Origin of the sequence: Alistipes finegoldii DSM 17242 (assembly GCF_000265365.1) — a bacterium.
Classification (GTDB): domain Bacteria; phylum Bacteroidota; class Bacteroidia; order Bacteroidales; family Rikenellaceae; genus Alistipes; species Alistipes finegoldii.
Genome location: NC_018011.1, coordinates 2876595 through 2893412 on the forward strand (window position 1 = coordinate 2876595; position 16818 = coordinate 2893412).

Annotated in this window: 16 protein-coding genes and 1 riboswitch; of the genes, 8 read left to right on the plus strand and 8 right to left on the minus strand. The window is 56.7% G+C overall.

Going from position 1 to position 16818, the window contains the following annotated elements:
- The first annotated feature begins 4 nt into the window (after positions 1 to 4).
- Positions 5 to 1723 carry a DUF4153 domain-containing protein gene (locus tag ALFI_RS12430; protein WP_014776062.1) on the plus strand — a complete coding sequence of 573 codons (1719 nt, stop codon included), beginning with the start codon at positions 5 to 7 and terminating at the stop codon, positions 1721 to 1723.
- Positions 1720 to 2292 (plus strand): M48 family metallopeptidase, encoded by a 573-nt coding sequence (locus ALFI_RS12435; protein ID WP_014776063.1) that lies wholly within the window; start codon positions 1720 to 1722, stop codon positions 2290 to 2292. The genes ALFI_RS12430 and ALFI_RS12435 overlap by 4 nt, the downstream gene beginning before the upstream one ends.
- A 12-nt stretch (positions 2293 to 2304) precedes the next feature.
- On the opposite strand, the gene pgtP is transcribed toward ALFI_RS12435, so the two are convergent.
- Complete coding sequence (gene pgtP, locus ALFI_RS12440; protein WP_014776064.1) at positions 2305 to 3693, minus strand: phosphoglycerate transporter protein PgtP; 1389 nt, start codon at positions 3691 to 3693, stop codon at positions 2305 to 2307.
- A 222-nt stretch (positions 3694 to 3915) separates the two neighbouring features.
- Complete coding sequence (locus ALFI_RS12445) at positions 3916 to 5496, minus strand: glycerol-3-phosphate dehydrogenase/oxidase (protein ID WP_009596940.1); 1581 nt, start codon at positions 5494 to 5496, stop codon at positions 3916 to 3918.
- 192 nt (positions 5497 to 5688) lie between these two features.
- Here ALFI_RS12445 and ALFI_RS12450 point away from each other — a divergent pair, with 192 nt between their 5' ends.
- Positions 5689 to 6483, plus strand: a complete 795-nt coding sequence (locus ALFI_RS12450; RefSeq protein WP_009596954.1) for a DeoR/GlpR family DNA-binding transcription regulator — start codon at positions 5689 to 5691, stop codon at positions 6481 to 6483.
- A gap of 107 nt (positions 6484 to 6590) precedes the next feature.
- Here ALFI_RS12450 and ALFI_RS12455 read toward each other — a convergent pair whose 3' ends face one another.
- The gene (locus ALFI_RS12455) at positions 6591 to 7346 is read right to left on the minus strand and encodes a response regulator transcription factor (protein ID WP_009596947.1); all 756 of its coding nucleotides are present in this window, start codon (positions 7344 to 7346) and stop codon (positions 6591 to 6593) included.
- 91 nt (positions 7347 to 7437) lie between these two features.
- On the opposite strand from ALFI_RS12455, the gene ALFI_RS12460 reads away from it, so the two are divergent.
- Positions 7438 to 8088 carry a DUF1349 domain-containing protein gene (locus ALFI_RS12460; protein WP_014776065.1) on the plus strand — a complete coding sequence of 217 codons (651 nt, stop codon included), beginning with the start codon at positions 7438 to 7440 and terminating at the stop codon, positions 8086 to 8088.
- Positions 8089 to 8172: 84 nt separating this feature from the next.
- Here ALFI_RS12460 and ALFI_RS12465 read toward each other — a convergent pair whose 3' ends face one another.
- The gene (locus ALFI_RS12465; RefSeq protein WP_014776066.1) at positions 8173 to 8937 is read right to left on the minus strand and encodes a glycerophosphodiester phosphodiesterase family protein; all 765 of its coding nucleotides are present in this window, start codon (positions 8935 to 8937) and stop codon (positions 8173 to 8175) included.
- A gap of 266 nt (positions 8938 to 9203) precedes the next feature.
- On the opposite strand from ALFI_RS12465, the gene galK reads away from it, so the two are divergent.
- On the plus strand, positions 9204 to 10334 hold the full coding sequence (galK, locus tag ALFI_RS12470; protein WP_014776067.1) for a galactokinase: 1131 nt from the start codon (positions 9204 to 9206) through the stop codon (positions 10332 to 10334).
- Between the two features lie 67 nt (positions 10335 to 10401).
- Here galK and ALFI_RS12475 read toward each other — a convergent pair whose 3' ends face one another.
- A complete protein-coding gene (locus ALFI_RS12475; RefSeq protein WP_052312793.1) occupies positions 10402 to 11445 on the minus strand; it encodes a CehA/McbA family metallohydrolase in 1044 nt (347 codons plus the stop codon).
- Between the two features lie 52 nt (positions 11446 to 11497).
- On the opposite strand from ALFI_RS12475, the gene ALFI_RS17000 reads away from it, so the two are divergent.
- Entirely contained in the window at positions 11498 to 11692 is a 195-nt protein-coding gene (locus ALFI_RS17000; protein WP_155835665.1) for a hypothetical protein, read from the plus strand.
- 193 nt (positions 11693 to 11885) lie between these two features.
- On the opposite strand, the gene ALFI_RS12480 is transcribed toward ALFI_RS17000, so the two are convergent.
- The 3 genes from ALFI_RS12480 to fabD form a co-directional block, all read right to left on the minus strand.
- Complete coding sequence (locus tag ALFI_RS12480; protein ID WP_014776068.1) at positions 11886 to 12407, minus strand: GNAT family N-acetyltransferase; 522 nt, start codon at positions 12405 to 12407, stop codon at positions 11886 to 11888.
- Entirely contained in the window at positions 12407 to 13636 is a 1230-nt protein-coding gene (locus ALFI_RS12485) for an ROK family transcriptional regulator (protein ID WP_009596990.1), read from the minus strand. The genes ALFI_RS12480 and ALFI_RS12485 overlap by 1 nt, the downstream gene beginning before the upstream one ends.
- Positions 13637 to 13801: 165 nt before the next feature.
- Positions 13802 to 14683: an ACP S-malonyltransferase gene (gene fabD / locus ALFI_RS12490; RefSeq protein WP_014776069.1), complete on the minus strand. Its 882-nt coding sequence runs from the start codon at positions 14681 to 14683 to the stop codon at positions 13802 to 13804.
- Positions 14684 to 14733: 50 nt separating this feature from the next.
- Positions 14734 to 14931: riboswitch (cobalamin riboswitch) on the plus strand.
- A 191-nt stretch (positions 14932 to 15122) separates the two neighbouring features.
- Between fabD and ALFI_RS12495 the strand changes: the two genes are divergently transcribed.
- Together ALFI_RS12495 and ALFI_RS12500 are read left to right on the plus strand one after the other, a co-directional pair.
- Entirely contained in the window at positions 15123 to 15833 is a 711-nt protein-coding gene (locus ALFI_RS12495; protein ID WP_009596984.1) for a DUF4465 domain-containing protein, read from the plus strand.
- Between the two features lie 140 nt (positions 15834 to 15973).
- Positions 15974 to 16702, plus strand: a complete 729-nt coding sequence (locus tag ALFI_RS12500) for a DUF4465 domain-containing protein (protein ID WP_009596974.1) — start codon at positions 15974 to 15976, stop codon at positions 16700 to 16702.
- Positions 16703 to 16818: the final 116 nt, after the last annotated feature.

Here is a 16818-nt window from a genome sequence, read left to right on the forward strand (position 1 = left end):
GACCATGAAAGCGAAACTGGAACGTTATCTGCGCTGGCTCCGGGAGGGGTTTCTGCAGATGCTGCGCCTGCATCCCGTCGAGAGCGCGCTTACTGTATACGCCTGCGCCGGATGCCTGCTCACCTATGAGTTGGATTGGGACCACTCCCTTCCGAAACTGGCCCTCGCGGCGTTGTTTTTCGCCGTCGCGCTGGTCGTCAATAACCTTGCGGGCCGCGGCCCGTGGCGGCGCGTCTACTGGGTAAGCTGGACACCGATCGTCCCGCTGTCGCTCTGGGGAGGACTCGAAGCGTGGATAGTCTCGGAGCCGGCTTTCCTGACCTTCGGCATACTGGTCCCGCTGGCGCTGCTGATGTGCCGCCGCGCCGTGCACAACGAACGTTTCGTCTGCGACGCGCTTTTGTGGCTGCGGTCGGGCGTGCTGGCGGTGTTCTTCGCCAATGTCGCCCTCGGACTGTTCGGGGCGATTCTCTTCTCCACGACCTATATCTTCGGGCTGGAGGGGGCGTGGATCGACCATGTGTGGACCTATGCGCTGATCGTTTTCGAGACCTTCGCCGTGCCGGTACTCTTCCTGATGATGGCGGACCGCTGGCGGGAAGCCGGGTACGAGAGCAACCGCATTCTCGAAATCCTGCTCAACTACATCGTCGCTCCGGCGCTGCTGATCTATACGGCCATTCTCTACCTCTATATGGCCAAAATCCTCGTTACGTGGTCGCTGCCCGAAGGCGGCGTCGCCTATCTCGTGTTCGGATTCACGCTTTTCGCGCTGGCCGAGAAGGCGCTGCAGTTCCTGATGCGGAAGCGGCTTTACGACTGGTTTTTCGACCGGTTCAGCCTGATCTCGCTGCCGACGCAGCTCCTGTTCTGGGTCGGTGCGATTCGCCGTACGAGCGAATACGGGCTTACCTCGCCGCGTATCTACCTGCTTGTCTGCGGCGGTCTGATGACCCTTTGCGTGGTGCTGTTCCTCTTCCGGCGCGCGGGACGCTATATGTATGTCTGCCTGACGGCTTTCGCGGTCTTCGCGGCGTTCGCTTACGTGCCGTCGCTCGAACCCGAACGGCTGGCCGTGCGCTCGCAGGTCGGCCGCGCCGTCCGCATCGCCGAATCCCTCGGACGGCTCGGCGACGACGGGCGTTTGATCCTGACCCCCGTGCCGCCGGCTGACAGCGTATATCGGGAGGCCTATCACGGACTTTATGAATCGCTGAAGTTCGTCGAGAGGCGCGATACTGCGGTCTTTGCCCGGTTCGGGACCGACCTCGACGGGTTTGCCGCGATTTTCCCGGAGCGGATGCGCAGCTACGTGAGGTGGGGTTACGATTACTGCAATTCATATTGCGTCAATAATATCATCGAGCTGGAAGCGCCTGTCAATGCCCGGTTCGAGGTAAATGCCGAATATCCGCATTACTATATGAATCTCCGGGGCTGGAGTGACAGCAGCTATCATTTCGGTGGTGATACGCTCCGGCTGTTTCTGGGCGAGGAGCGTGCCGTACACCGGATTCCCTGCCGGGAACTGCTCGAACGCCAGCTGAAAGAGAGCGGATTCGAACCCTCCGAAGGGTGCGAGCCGACGTCCGATCAGCTGCTGCGGCTGCTGGACTACCGCGACGACCGTTGCCGGATTCTGTTCGAGAATATCAGGTTGGAACGTACGGATTCGGCCGTTGTGATACAGGGCATGTCGATCAACGCAGTGCTGATGCGATGATTTCGACCGTGACGCATCCCCGGCTGGGCGAGGTGACTCTTTCCCGGACGCGGCGCGCACGCCGCATCTCGATCAGCGTGCGCGGTACGGGGGCTGTGCGGGTCTCTTTTCCGTACGGCGTTTCGGTCCGCAGGGCCATGGAGTTCCTCGACCTGAAGGCCGACTGGGTCGAGCAGGCCCGCGTACGTATGGCGGCACGGATGCCTGCGGAACCCCCGCTTCCGCCCGCCGAGGCCAAAGCCCGCATCGAAGAGCTGCGCCGGGCCGCCAAAGCCGATCTTCCGGCGCGTATCGAGCGGCTGTCGCAGCTGACGGGGCTGAAATACGCCAAGCTCACGATTCGGGCTTCGCGTACCAAGTGGGGGAGTTGTTCGGGGCGTAATACCATTTCGCTGAGCCTTTTTCTGATGACCCTGCCCGAACACCTGCGCGATTACGTGATCGTCCACGAACTCTGTCATACCGTCCACCACAACCATTCGCCGCGTTTCCATGCGCTCGTGGACCGCATGGTCGGGGGCAATGAAAAAGCCCTTAACCGTGAGTTAAGGGCTTTCGCAATTCGTTGAGTCTCGGCAGTCCTATTTCTGGCCGAGTATCTCCTTTTCACCCTTGTAGGTGAACGCCATGAATACGATCGAGAGGAAGCAGGCCGCGATGAGCAGGATAAACGTCCAGTCCCAGCCTGCGGCTTCGGCCACGGAGCCGATCACGATATTGGCCAGAATGGCCGTGCCGAGGAAGTAACCGAAGAATCCGGTCAGTCCGGCGGCCGTTCCCGCCGCGTTTTTCGGAGCGAGGTCGAGCGCCTGCACGCCGATGAGCATTACCGGACCGTAGATGAAAAATCCGATGGCGATCAGCGACATGGTGACGATGAAATAGTTCGACGAGAACTGCCAGTAGAGGAAGATGAATACCGCGACGATCGCCATGAAGAGGATCGTGGGAACGGCGCGCCGTCCGTGGAACACCTTGTCGCTCAGCCAGCCGCAGATCAGCGTGCCGGGAATGGCGGCGAACTCGTAGGCGAAGTAGGCCCAGCCGGCCTGCTTGATGTCGTAACCCTGCGCGTCGCGGAGGTAGGTCGGGGCCCAGTCGAGACATCCGTAGCGTACCATGTAGACGAAAGCGTTGGCGATAGCGATGAACCACAGCAGTTTGTTGTTCAGGACGTATTTGAAGAAGATTTCGCGGGTCGTGAGCACTTCCTCCTGCTTGGCGCTGTAATTTTTCGGGTAGTCGTTGCGCCATTTCTCCACCGAGGGAAGGCTGCACGACTGCGGCGTGTCGCGGATGAGCACGTAGGCGAGGATGGCGATGAAGATCGCGACGACCGCCGGGAAAAGATAGGTTCCTATCAGGAAATAGAGTTCCGTGTGGCTGCCGCAGAACCATGAGCCGAACCAGATGGCGCCGTAGACGGCCATCGGGCCGACCAAAGCCCCGCCTACGTTGTGGGCGCAGTTCCAGATCGACATCTTCGTGCCGCGCTCCTTGATCGAGAACCAGTGGGTCATGACGCGGCCGCACGGAGGCCAGCCCATTCCGTTGAACCAGCCCACGAGGAAGTTCAGGACCGCCATGATGAAGATGGCCAGCCGCTTGTGCTCCGGGCCGAGCAGCGTAACCGGAACGATCATGAACATCATCGACAGGGCGGCCAGCACCAGTCCCAGCGGCAGGAATACGCGCGCGTTGCTGCGGTCGGAGACGCTTCCCATCAGGAATTTGGACAGGGCGTAGGCCACGGCGTTCATCGCCAGCACGATGCTCAGTTCGCTCTGGTCGAAGCCGAGCAGGGCGAGCTCCGGGATCGCCATCGAGAAATTTTTCCGGACGATGTAGAATCCGGCGTACCCGATGAAGATGCCGAGAAACACCTGCAGACGCATGCGTTTGTATTTCGCATCGACCTTGTCGGCCTCCATTTCCGGTTTATAGGCAGGGGGTTGAAGAATTTTCCACATAATTGACGTGGGGCTCGACGCAGGAACCCGATTGAGTTGAAGTTGGTATTGGTTCATTCATGGCGACGTGCGTCCCTGCGTCGGACCCGCGTCGGGGCGTTCGGCTACGCCCGGTCATTTTCCAAATCCTCCCGAATCCCTCCTCGCGGAGAGGAGAAATTCGGGATTCTTCGGATTTGTTCCCTATAAAAGTTGTTTCGTTCGTTCGGAACTCCGTTCGGCCTAAGCCTCGGCTTCGCCTGCAAAGATATAAGTTTTCGCCAATTCCGTGAAATCTTTTACCTGCCCGTCGATCCATGCCTGATCGCGTCCGAGTTCCTTGGCCATGAGTTGCGCCACCTTCGGAGCCGCGGCCATAGCTTCGCGGGCGTCGACGAAGAGCAGGCGTACGCGGCGCGAAAGCACGTCTTCGACCGTCATGGCCATCTCTTCGCGTACGGCCCAGAGTACTTCGGCATAGGTGTAGCCGTACTTCGGTGAGAGTTTTTCGCCCAATTCGGGCTGCTGCTTGATAAGCTCCAGAATCTTCGGCTCGTCGCTGCCGTATACGTACATGTGATCCGTCAGATCGGGATTCTTGCGGTAACCGTGGATGTGCAGTTTCTTGGTGACGCACTTGCGGGCCGGAAGTTTCGCGACTTCGATCGCCTTGTCCACCGTGTCCTCGGCCATCAGACGGTACGAGGTCCACTTGCCGCCCGTGATCGTAACCAGACCGTTGTCCGATACGATGATCTTGTGGCTGCGCGAAATCTCCTTCGTGTTCTTGCCCTCCTTCTTGGGCGCCGCCAGCGGACGCTGGCCCGCGAAGACCGAAAGAATATCCTTGTAGGTCGGAGCCGGGTTCATGTAGAGTCCCGCCGTGCCGAGGATGAAGTCGATCTCCTCCTTGAGCGGGCGCGGGTCTTCCTCTGCCTTGGGGCGTACGATGTCCGTGGTGCCGACGACGACTTTGTCGTGCCAAGGCACGGCGAACAGCACGCGGCCGTCCGAGGTCTTGGGAACCATGATTGCGTAGTCGCTCTGCAGGAACTTCATGTCGAGCACGATATGCACGCCCTGACTCGGCGTCACCATTCTGCGGTGCGTCGGGCTGTCCATGTGCATGATGTCGTCCACGAAGCAGCCGGCGGCGTTTACGACGCTGCGCGCTTTGAGCGTGTGCTCCTCGCCGGTGAGGTTGTCCACGAACTTCACGCCTGCGGCGCGGCCCGCCGCGTCATGCACGATGCCCGTGACGGTAGCCTGATTGACGACCGTGCCGCCGTTTTCGACGCAGGTCTGCGCGAGGTTCACGGCCATACGCGAGTCGTCGAACTGTCCGTCGTGGTACACCACGCCGCCTTTCAGACCCTTCTCGACCGAAGTCGGAATGTATTTCATTACCTTTTTCGCCGAAATGTATTTCGAACGTCCGTAGCCGAAACCGAACGAAAGCATGTCGTAGAAGGTCAGACCGCAGAAATAAAGAAAATTATCCCAATACCTGTAGTTCGAGATCACGAAGGCTTGGTCTTTCACCAGATGGGGGGCGTTCGCCTTCATGCGGCCGCGTTCGCGCAGCGCTTCGAGCACCAGCATGACGTCGCCCTTCTGCAGGTAGCGGACGCCGCCGTGTACGAGCTTGGTACTGCGGCTCGAAGTGCATTTCGCAAAGTCGGTTTTTTCGAGCAGCGCCACGCTCATGCCGCGCGTCGCGGCATCGACGGCGACGCCGAGACCCGTTGCGCCTCCGCCGACCACGACGATATCCCAAACTTTGTCTTTTTCGGATAGTTTTTTGATTTGTGCAAGTCTTTCCATAGTTAGTGAATTTCGTTTCGCAACAAAATTACATATGATTTTTTGTATTTCAAAATAAAATATGTTTTATTTCATAATATTCCGTTTCGATATGCTTCCTTTGCGCAAGAATGGTTATTTCTTCTGCCCGTTTCGGCAGATTTCGAATTATTTTTCTTATCTTGCATTACGAAACGATTAAACTTTACTCACATGAACAAATCCGGCGAAGAGACTATTTTGAGCCTTCCGGAACGTCATAACCGGATTCTTGCGCTGCTTCAGCAGAACGGCTCCATCTCCGTGGCCCAGCTGGCCGAACTGTTCAAGGTCTCGGAGGTCACCATCCGCAAAGACCTCTCCTATCTCGAACAACAGAAAAAATTGTACCGAACTCACGGCAGTGCGATTCTGATCAGTCCCTATATCAGCGACCGCCATGTCAATGAGAAGGAAAAAAAGAACGTCGCGGAGAAGCGGGCCATCGGCGCCAAGGCCGCCAGCCTGATCGCGCAGGACGATTCGATCATCATCGCGTCGGGAACCACCATGGCGTTTCTGGCGCGCGAAATAAAGCCCGTAGGTCACCTGACCGTCATTACGGCGGCGGTGCCCGTCACTTCGATCCTTTCGCAGGACGCCAACATCGACGTGATTCAGCTCGGCGGCATCACCCGCAGCAGTTCGGTGTCGGTCGTAGGGCCTTTCGCCGAACAGATGCTCCGCCACTTCAATTGCAGCAAGCTGTTCGTGGGCGTGGACGGCATCGATCTGGAATTCGGTCTTACGACGACCAACATGCTCGAAGCGACGCTCAACGGGGCGATGATGAACGCCGCCCAGAAAGTGATCGTGCTGGCCGACAGTTCGAAGTTCGGCCGTCGCGGCTTCAGCAAGATCTGCGATCTGGAGGCTGTAGACCGCATCATCACCGACAGCGGCATTCAGCCCCTTTACCTCGAACGGCTCCGCGAGCGCGGAATCGAGGTGATCGTGGTCGATGCCTGACGAGCCTTTCGGCAACTTTTCCATGATCGTATGATTCGTTAAAACAAAAAACAACCGTGATTTTCACGGTTGTTTTTTGTTGTGTTTGAAGAACGCTTGATGGAGTTTCAGGAGATAAGGTGCATATATTCGGCGATTCGGCATGCTTCGATCGAAGTGTCGGCCTTCAGCTTGCTCAGGATATTCTGGCGGTGGCGGTTGACGGTATGGATGCTGATGGAGAGCAGTATGGCTATCTCTTTGCTCATTTTGCCGGCACTGATTAATTGCAGGACCTCCTTCTCCCGGTCCGACAGCAGGTTGTCGGACCGGCGTGTTTCGGGTGATATTATTTCGCCCGTGGCAGAATTGACGAACGTGTAATCCGGCTGAACCGTGCAGACCGAGTCGTAGAGACAGAGCGCCATGCGCAGGCTGCCGTTCGGGGTGCTGCCGATGTAGAACATGCGGTGGCGGATCGGGACGTAGATGTCTGTTGCATCACGCATGCGAATTTGCCCGGAGACATAGTAGTTGACTCGCTCCGCAATCGGGATTTCTTGCAGGAATCCGAAAAAGCGGAGTTCCTGCGTGTGTTTTTCCAGCAGGTCGTCGGGATGTATTCGGTCGAAGATTTTTTCTTCCCAGATCGAAGCAATCGTTTCTTCGGTAGTGTGTTCGGCTAGCCCCAGCCGGACCGCGGTTCTGCCGTTGTAAATACGGCTCGTATTCGATTGCAGGTCACTCAACACGGCCAATGCGTTTTCCGTCCGCACGTATGCAAGTGCCGTCTGCCTGCACTCCTCCCATAGGAGGGCTTCGGAGTGTTCGTCGTCGAAATTCTGACGTAGCAGTTTTTCGTTCAGTGTGCTTACGATATTCATAGTTTGGGAATGGTTACTAATCAGTATTGCTCCGGTCGTTGGGATGCCGTACCTTTGCAAAGGTAATTTAATCATCAAAAAATCCGAACATATGAGGAAAATACTTTTGGCTTGCTTGGCTTTGGCGGTTGCAGAAGTCACATGCGCCCAGAGTCTTGAAAAGATTCAATGGTTCAACGAGCCGGAACGGTGGACGGCCGAGGACGGAATTCTTACGATGCAGGTTCCGCCGCATTGCGACTACTGGCGGGTTTCACATTACGGTTTCACGGTTGACGACGCTCCGTTCTGTTATGCGACCTATGGCGGGGAGTTCGAAGCGAAAGTGAAAGTGACGGGTGATTACAAAACCCGTTTCGATCAAGCGGGACTGATGCTGCGCATCGATGCCGAGAATTATATTAAGGCGGGCGTCGAATTCGTTGACGGAAAATTCAACCTCAGTACTGTCGTGACTCATGGAACCAGCGATTGGAGCATCATTCCGCAGGATGGAGCGGTTCCGTTTGTGTGGATCAAGGCCGTACGGCGGCTCGATGCCGTGGAGATATTCTATTCGTTCGACGATAAGGAGTATGTGATGATGCGAAATGCATGGCTGCAGGACAACACCCCGGTTATGGTGGGGCTTATGGCTGCCAGTCCCGATGGAGAGGGATTCGAAGCGAAGTTCGAAAACTTTTCTGTAAAACATCTGCCCGATATGCGGCGAATGGAATGGTTGAAGCGGAATGCCGAATAAGGCGGACGGGCTGGAAGTTGGCTCGTAAAACAGGAGCGGTCCGGGAAAACCGGACCGCTCCTGTTATATATAAGGCCACAATTGTTATTTCAGCAGCGCCTGCAGGCGTTCGGGGTAATCGGTGGTGATGTAGTCCACGCCGAGGTCGATGAAGTAGCGCATGTCCTCCTCCGTGTCCACGGTCCAGACGTTGACTTCGAGGCCCTCTTTATGGGCCTGCTCCACCCACTTGGGATTTTTGCGGAGCACGCTCATCGAGTAGTCGATACCGGTCAGGCCGAGTTTTTTGATGCTGCGGGGAGCCAGATCGCCGTTGAGGTAGAAGATGCGGCCGTCGGGCATCAGCTTCTTGAACGCAAGACAGGCATTGATCGAGAAGGCGATGATGTCCGTGCGGTCGAGCAGGTTGTATTTGCGCAGGGCTTTGATGATCTTTTCAGCTGCGAGATCCTCGCGCTTGAGGTCCGAAAGCGACTTCATTTCGAGGATCAGGCGCGTATTGGGCTTGGTGGCTACCAAACGCAGGTAGGCGTCGAGCGTCGGAATGTTCTCGCCGTTGGGGAGCACGATCGAGGTGATCTCCTTGAGCGTCGATTTCTCCATATTGATGTCGGTGCCCTTGTAGACGCGGTCGTGGTTGACGATCAGCTTGTCGTCGGCCGTGAGCCATACGTCGATTTCCGAGCCGAAAACGCCGACCGAATCGGCCTTCGTGAACGAAGCCAGTGAGTTCTGGGCCGAATTGGGGGCGGTCCAATAGCCGCGGTGCGAAATTACTTTGGGTTGTGCGGCGACCGCGGCGCTTCCGGTGAGGAGCATGGCGGCTGCAAGGATGAGTTTTTTCGTCATATCGTTTGAAATGTTGGTTGAGTGCTTATAAAACGAAACTTTCACAAAGTTAGAAAACATTTCCGGAATAACAAGCTGAAAGCCCTGCAAAGCGTAATTTTTCGTAATGATCGGCCGCTTTGGTCTCTTTCGGTGCATTTTGAAACGAAACTGAAAATGACGAATAGATGGATTTTTCGGTCGGAAAATGCTGGAAATTCAGGATTTTTTTTCTATCTTCGTATGATGCAGAGACGATTTATTAACTTAAAAAACTTCAATAACCAATGAAAGAAAAAGTCAGTAAGAAGTTCGGAGAGCTTTACGGCTCCGGGGCTATCCTCTTCGCTTCGCCGGGTCGTATCAACCTGATCGGCGAGCACACGGATTACAACGGGGGCTTCGTTTTCCCCGGCGCCGTCGATAAGGGTATCGTCGCGGCCATCAAGCTCAACGGCACGGACAAGGTGCGCGCCTATGCGCTGGACCTCGGCGAAAGTGCGGAGTTCGGACTGGACGAGGCGGACAAACCCGCCCAGAGCTGGGCCTGTTACATCTTCGGCGTCTGCCGCGAGATTCAGAAGCGCGGCGGCAAGATCGGCGGCTTCGACACGGTATTCGCGGGCGACGTTCCGCTGGGCGCCGGCATGTCTTCGTCGGCGGCGCTCGAATCGACTTACGCTTTTGCGCTGAACGATCTCTACAGCTGCGGAATCGATAAATTCGAGCTGGCGAAGATCGGCCAGTCCACCGAACACAATTACTGCGGCGTGAACTGCGGCATCATGGACCAGTTCGCTTCGGTGTTCGGCAAGAAGGGCAACCTGATCCGTCTGGACTGCCGCTCGCTGGAATATGCCTATTTCCCGTTCGATCCGAAAGGCTACAAACTCGTCCTGCTCGACTCGCGCGTGAAGCACGAGCTGGTGGGGTCGCCCTACAACGACCGCCGCGCGTCGTGCGAGCGCGTTGCCAAGATGCTCGGACAGGAGTTCCTGCGCGGAGCTACGATGGAGCAGCTCGACGCCATTAAGGATAAGATTTCCGAGGAGGATTACAAGCGCGCCCGCTATGTGATCGGCGAGGAGAAGCGCGTGCTCGACGTTTGCGAAGCGCTCGAAAAGGGCGATTACGAAACTGTCGGCAAACGCATGTACGAAACCCACTGGGGCATGTCGAAGGACTACGAGGTATCGTGCGAGGAGCTGGACTTCTTGGCGGAGGTCGCCGAGGCGTGCGGCGTCACGGGTTCGCGTATCATGGGCGGCGGCTTCGGCGGCTGCACGATCAATCTCGTGAAAGACGGGCTTTACGACAACTTCATCGCTACGGCCAAAGAGAAGTTCAACGCCAAGTACGGCCATGAACCCAAAGTCTATGAGGTGGTGATCTCCGACGGCTCGCGTCGGTTGGAGTAACTCCCCGAAACCTATCAAGCAAAGGCCCCATCCGAAGATGGGGCCTTTTTATGTCGTTACGATCGTTTTATTCGGGCAGCAGGGACTGCGTGGTCAGCGGATGCTGGATATAAATGGGGTTGGTCAGGGCGATCATGCTGCCGTCCTCGGCGCGGAGTTCGGCCCGGATCCAGAGCGAACGCTCTGGAATGGAGACGACGACGGTGCCCGGCGCGATCGAAGTGTCGGAGAACCATCCCTGCTGGTCCGTAAGCCGCAGCCGGCCGGCGGTGTTGCTCCGGAACTCGGCCTGCATCTTGCCGCTGCGGAGCAGGGTGTCGCCGATGTCGGCATGCTGTACGGGCGTCGCCGAATTGCGGACCTGCATGCCGATCTCGACCGAGGTGTCCCGCGCCATGTAGCTGCGGCCTGCGGCGATCGCGTCGATGACCGCCTCGGCGGAAAGCGCTTCGGCGCGGACGACCGTGTGGGGCGAGGCGATGTTGCCGCCGCGATGGAAGTCGGTCGAAGCGACGGCGAATTTGCGGTTGCCGCCCACGAGCAGGGTATGCCATAATTCTACGGCCCGTTCGTTGGCGGGACTCCATGCGCTGTTCCAGACCTCGATGCCGTCCATCGGGGTTACGTCGTACAGGAAGTCGAGGTTGTAGGGGTGGTTGGCGACCAGCAGCCGTCCGGCCTTTCGGGCTTTGGCCACGGCCTTGCGGTAGCGGAGCGTGTCGTTGTGGTGAATCCGGAAGTCGATCCATGCGTGCGGGTCGAGACCGAAGATGTTCCAGTGTCCCTGACCGTAGGTGACTTCCATGCCGTTGATCACGAGGAATTCCGGGTCCTGAACTTCGCCCCAGTGCAGGAGGGCCGAGGTGGTGTTGTGGTCGGTCGAAACGATGCCGTCGAGTCCCGAAGCCTTGCCGAGCGCGATGACTTCGGCCGGCGTCAGCCGTCCGTCCGAGTGGACCGTATGTACATGGGGTGCGATGCGGTACCAGCCGGGTTTGTCGTTCAATTGCGGAGCCGCGTACGACGGCGCGGGGAGTTTTTTTGCCCGCGGACCTTCCGTAAGGGTGATTTTCAGCGTCCAGTCGGTGGTGCGCCCTGCCGTCGTGGGCATCTGGATGACGGTCCACCGGCCCGGATTGATCCGCCCGGCGAGATAGCCGGGCGTGGCTTCCGTTTCGCCGATTTCGAAACTGCGGCGTGCGCCGCCCGACCAGCCGCGGAATCCCGGACCTTCGAATCCCGCTCCCCGCTCGTCGAAGATGCCGAGGTCCAGATTGCCCGGACGCGCTTCGCCCGAACCGAGATGCTGGGTTACGCTGATCTTTACGATGCCTTCGGGTACGGTGAACGAGGTGTAGACCGGAACATAGTATTGTTCGGGAGTAGCCTTGCCTGAGAAGGTGAGTTCATGGGTTTTGGGTGCTTTGCCTGCGCCGAATGCGGCCGGGTGCGGCGTCAGCAGGCCCGATATTGCCAGCAGGAGCGCTGAAATCCGGATGCGGGTGTTTGTCCTGGGTGGAGCGTTTATGGGGCGGATTGTATTGCGATCGTTTATCCGAGGATTTTCTGCAGCAGAATTTCATCGCCGTAGCCGCCCGGCCGCCATAGCCAGTCGCGTTTGACGCCGACTTCGGCGAATCCTGCGCTGCGGAACAGTCGCAGGCTCGCTTCGTTGTCGGCCCCGACGTTGCACCACAGCTGGTGCAGGTTCAGCACCTCGCGGGCGTAACGGCATGCCGTCTCCACGGCATCCGACGCATAGCCTTTGCCGCGCAGCGCGTCGTCGTGGATCAGGATTCCGATGCCTGCCCGGCGGTTGATCGGGTCCAGCTCGAAAAAGTCGAGCGCCCCGACGGGGATGCCGCCGAGGGTCTCGATGAAGAGCCGCTGCTGGCGGGTCTGAAAGATGTCGAACTGTTGTTCCTGAATGAACCGTTCGAGCGTGTGGCGCGAAAAGGGGGTCAGCGTGCCGCTGACGCTCCATACCGCCGTGTCGTTCTCCCAAGCGTACATCAGGTCGATGTCGCCCGGTTCCAAGGCTCGCAGCCGCGTTGTCCGGCCTTCGAGGTTCATCAGATGCCGATGATCTTGTTGCGGATAAGCATCGCCACGCCCCAAGCGTTGGCATTCTCGGTCATCTTCGATACGCGGAATTTGGTATCCTTGTAGACGAGGTTGAGCGAGTATTTGTTGGTCGCCGATTTGAGGGGCAGCATGATATAGTCGCCGGCCGCGGCCATGTTGCCGCCGACGATGACCGTTTCGGGATTGAACGTGTTGATGAGGAAGGCGACGGCCTTGCCGACCTTTTCGCCCGCCTCTTCGATCAGTTCGATCGAAAGGTTGTCGTCGTTCTTCGCCGCGGCGATGATGTCATCGATATGGATGCTCTTCTGCTTGTCGTACTTCTCCTTGAGGATCGTGTTCACGCCTCTTTCGATCAGGTGGCTCATCTTGTCCTCGATGGCGATGCCCGAAACCTCGGTTTCGAGACAGCCTTTTTTGCCGCACGAGCAGATGATTTCGTTGTCGAAGAACGGAATATGGCCGAACTCGCCTGCGAAGCCGCTTTTGCCGTAGTACAGCTGTCCGTCCACGACGATGCCGATGGCCACGCCGCGGCCCATGTGGAGGTAGAGCACGTTGCTCTCGTCCTTCGACTTGCCGCAGGTATACTCCGCGTAGCAGCGGGCGCGGGTGTCGTTTTCGAGCAGGACGCGGATGCCCACGCGCTCTTCGAGCAGGTCGCGCAGCGACTGTTCGCTGGTGGTGAAGTATTTGTAGCTGCGGCCCGTGTCGGGATTCACGCGGCCCGTCATGCAGACGCCGAGTCCCAGAATCTTGCCGCGGTCGATGCCGCAGGTGGCGATGAAGTTTTCGATGTTGGTGCAGATGCGTTCGATGCACTGCGGACGGTCGAGCAGTTCGAACGTGTAGTCGTACTCCTCCTTGATGATGTTGTTCTGCAGGTCGGTGATCAGGAACGTCATGTTGTCGCGTCCGACGTTCACGCCCGCGAAATAGATAGCCGAGTTGGCGAGACCGAAGATGTTGGGACGGCGTCCGCCGGGGGTCTCTACCTTACCCAGATCCGTGACGATGTTCTCATCGACCAGCTCCTGCACGAGTTTGGTGATTGTCGGCACGCTGATATGCAGCTCTTTGGTCAGCTCCGAAAGCGTGCATTCGCCGTTCACCGCCATGTGGGCGATGATGTTGCGCTTGATGATACTGTTCTTGTGTGAAATACCCTTCAGGGTATCGTCTTCGTGTTTGTTGAAAAATTCGGTGAGTGATGTCATCCGTGCTATCCCATTTTTAACTAAACCTTTGCAAATATAATAAGTATATTTAAAAAACGCAACATGTTTTTAATAAAATTTAATAAATTTTGTTTCAAAAGTTTTTAAACGAAAAGGAACGATCTGATTGTCAGACCGTTCCTTTTACCGTTGCGCCTTTTTATTTTATAGTGTCGATTTCGATTCGACCGTTGCTTCGGGGTTTACTTTCTTGATAAGACCCTGAAGTACAGTGCCGGGGCCGAGTTCGGTGAACTCCGTCACGCCGTCGGCGAGCATGTTCTTCACGATGTAGGTCCAGCGTACCGGAGCCGTCAGCTGTGCGATCAGGTTCGCTTTGATCTGGGCGGGATCGGTATAGGGTTTTGCGTCCACGTTCTGGTATACGGGGCAGACGGGTGCTTGGAACGGCGATTCGTTGATCGCCTTCTCCAGCTCCTGCTTGGCGGGCTCCATCAGCGGCGAGTGGAACGCTCCGCCCACGGGCAGACGCAGTGCGCGGCGGGCGCCTGCGGCTTTGGCTTTCTCGCAGGCGGCTTCAACAGCCTCTACGGCGCCTGAGATGACGAGCTGTCCGGGGCAGTTGTAGTTGGCGGCCACGACCACGCCGTCGATCGACGCGCAGATATCCTCGACGGTCTTGTCGTCCAGACCGAGGATGGCGGCCATCGTGCCGGGCTGTGCCTCGCAGGCGGCCTGCATGGCCAGAGCACGTTTCGATACGAGTTTCAGGCCGTCTTCGAACGAGAGCGCTCCGGCGACGACCAGCGCCGAGAATTCGCCCAGCGAGTGTCCTGCGGCCGCATCGGGTTTTACGCCGAGCGCCTTGGCCATGATTACCGAGTGGAGGAATACGGCAGGCTGCGTTACCTTCGTCTGCTTCAGCTCCTCGTCCGTACCTGCGAACATGATGTCCGTGATGCGGAAACCGAGAATCTCGTTGGCTTTCTCGAACAGCTCCTTCGCTTCGGGTACGTTGTCGTAAAGGTCTTTGCCCATACCGACTGCTTGGGCACCCTGACCCGGAAATACGTATGCGTGTTTCATAATCTTTGCTTAAATTTTTTGTTAGCGACGGCAAAGATACGAATTTATTTCCTAACTTTGCACCGCAATGGTTCACAAAGGGCCGGGCAAGGCCCCGTGTGATTAAATGGGAATGCCGTGTAAATCGGCAGCAGTTCCCGCTGCTGTAAGTTCCGTCAATTGCCGCACACTCTTTAGCCACTGGCTCCGGCCGGGAAGGCGTAGCGGCAGGAACGAGCCAGAAGACCTGCCTTGCGTCTCCCGGTGGGAGAATTCTCGATTTTCGGACAGGCTCTGCGGAGAACGGAGCGCTTCGGACGGTGGCACTGGGTGTCGGACGTTTGTTGTGAAGGCGGCATATATAATAGGTATGCGCCGGGCTGTGTAAAACGGGGATTCGATTCCGGGAGTTCGGGACCGGATTTTTTTATTTTATACAGATAACTTAAACAAACGAAAGATGAAAAAACTTTTACTGATCGCTTTTGCGGCGCTTGCGTTCGCGGCCTGCTCGGACGATGACAAGACGCCGACCCCCCCCCATGTTGAAACAATAACTTTTAGTGATGCCGAACTTGGTGCTGACGGATACTTGTGGGGTAAGAAGCTGGCTACTGATGAGGATGGCTCGTTGGTGTTCGAAGGGGTTATTTATAAAGAAGGCAAGGCTTCCTTCCTGTCTTATTTTTCAGATTTCGGCGGCGTATGGGATACTTGGTGCAAGTTTGCCATATCCGGCTGCCATGATAAGGTGACCGAGGGGACAGATAATCAATTTAGTGTTTATACGACAGTCGATGACGGTCAGAATAAATTTGCGGTTGCATACGATATGAAGGGAATGGGCCCCGGATATACATTTAATCCTGCAGTTGAGTTTTCGACGCCTGTTTCTCCTGTTTCGGTTCGTGTTGCCAATAATACGTGGACCTATCTCCACCTTAAGGGTGATTATAGTGATTACAGCGTGTCGATTATTGGCTTCGACGGTGAAACCCAGACCGGAAAAGTTGATGTCCCCCTTGCTGCGAATAACAAAATCGTTGCAGATTGGAATACCGTGGGACTGGATAAATTGGGAGTGGTGACAAAAATAATTTTTTCTGTCGAGTGTAGTGACAAGATGGCTCCGACGTATTTCTGTATCGATGATCTTGTTTATTCGGAATAATTTTTATTTATAGAATCGTGATGAAAAATTTAGTTTGAATTTTTATAGCTGCTTGCATTTTTGCCGCCTGCTCGGACGATGACGGCCCCAAGACGCCGCCCGTCGAGTACGATGTGATCTCTTTCGAACCCGCGGAGGGGATGCTCGACTTCAAAGGCAACGCCGCTGCGCTCCGGACCGTGACGATCGTCGGAGAATGGGCCGGCGGCTCCTTCGACGATGTGTTGTGCGGCAGGGAATACATGAACGAAGAGGATGCCAACGGTAATTTTTTCGACGGACTCCTCTTCACGACTGCTGACCGAAAGATCGGTTTCGGCTCCTATTTTTGCGACATGTCGAAAAACCAGTTCGGAGCCTATGACACTTGGGGCGGTTTTGCGCTTTCGAAGAACTATTCGCAGACTCCGACGGCCGACGGGTCGCCAGATTACAAAGGGAGCCATTTTTCGGCGTGGACCAAGTCGGGAGCCAACAATACCGCGACATTCGCCCTCGCTTATTTCAACGATTACGGCGCTTATGATTACAATACGCCCAAGATCGAATTCAGCGAGAGGCGGGAAGTCGCCCATCTGTATATGGCCAACGCGACCGTAACGGGACAGTCCCAATCCTCCCTGAGCGATTACTGGTTCAAGGTTTCGGTGACCGGATATAGCGGAGGTGTCAAAGGAAAAACGATCGAGCAGGTGCTTATCAGCGGGAAATCCATCGTTTCCGATTGGGTGAAGGTCGATTGCTCGTCGCTCGGTGCTGTCGATGAACTGCGTTTCGGTGTGATGTCGAACGATGTGAGCGGCGGATTTCTGAATTGCCCCTCCTATTTCTGCATCGACGAGATCGCTTTGGTGAAACAGACGAAATAAGTTGAGCCGCGCTGTTTGGAGATTAGTACAGCTCAAACGAATTCCCCGTACGGACTGCCTTGCCGTACGGGGAATTTTATTTGTATGGGAGCGTCCGGATGCCGGGGCGAAATCCC

Excerpts from the sequence above, each read along its gene's own strand:
- ALFI_RS12430 (WP_014776062.1), top strand. The coding sequence starts at position 5 with ATGAAAGCGAAACTGGAACGTTATCTGCGCTGGCTCCGGGAGGGGTTT.
- ALFI_RS12435 (WP_014776063.1), top strand. The coding sequence starts at position 1,720 with ATGATTTCGACCGTGACGCATCCCCGGCTGGGCGAGGTGACTCTTTCC.
- pgtP (WP_014776064.1), bottom strand. The coding sequence starts at position 3,693 with ATGTGGAAAATTCTTCAACCCCCTGCCTATAAACCGGAAATGGAGGCC.
- ALFI_RS12445 (WP_009596940.1), bottom strand. The coding sequence starts at position 5,496 with ATGGAAAGACTTGCACAAATCAAAAAACTATCCGAAAAAGACAAAGTT.
- ALFI_RS12450 (WP_009596954.1), top strand. The coding sequence starts at position 5,689 with ATGAACAAATCCGGCGAAGAGACTATTTTGAGCCTTCCGGAACGTCAT.
- ALFI_RS12455 (WP_009596947.1), bottom strand. The coding sequence starts at position 7,346 with ATGAATATCGTAAGCACACTGAACGAAAAACTGCTACGTCAGAATTTC.
- ALFI_RS12460 (WP_014776065.1), top strand. The coding sequence starts at position 7,438 with ATGAGGAAAATACTTTTGGCTTGCTTGGCTTTGGCGGTTGCAGAAGTC.
- ALFI_RS12465 (WP_014776066.1), bottom strand. The coding sequence starts at position 8,937 with ATGACGAAAAAACTCATCCTTGCAGCCGCCATGCTCCTCACCGGAAGC.
- galK (WP_014776067.1), top strand. The coding sequence starts at position 9,204 with ATGAAAGAAAAAGTCAGTAAGAAGTTCGGAGAGCTTTACGGCTCCGGG.
- ALFI_RS12475 (WP_052312793.1), bottom strand. The coding sequence starts at position 11,445 with ATGCCCACGACGGCAGGGCGCACCACCGACTGGACGCTGAAAATCACC.
- ALFI_RS12480 (WP_014776068.1), bottom strand. The coding sequence starts at position 12,407 with ATGAACCTCGAAGGCCGGACAACGCGGCTGCGAGCCTTGGAACCGGGC.
- ALFI_RS12485 (WP_009596990.1), bottom strand. The coding sequence starts at position 13,636 with ATGACATCACTCACCGAATTTTTCAACAAACACGAAGACGATACCCTG.
- fabD (WP_014776069.1), bottom strand. The coding sequence starts at position 14,683 with ATGAAACACGCATACGTATTTCCGGGTCAGGGTGCCCAAGCAGTCGGT.
- ALFI_RS12495 (WP_009596984.1), top strand. The coding sequence starts at position 15,123 with ATGAAAAAACTTTTACTGATCGCTTTTGCGGCGCTTGCGTTCGCGGCC.
- ALFI_RS12500 (WP_009596974.1), top strand. The coding sequence starts at position 15,974 with ATGCTCGACTTCAAAGGCAACGCCGCTGCGCTCCGGACCGTGACGATC.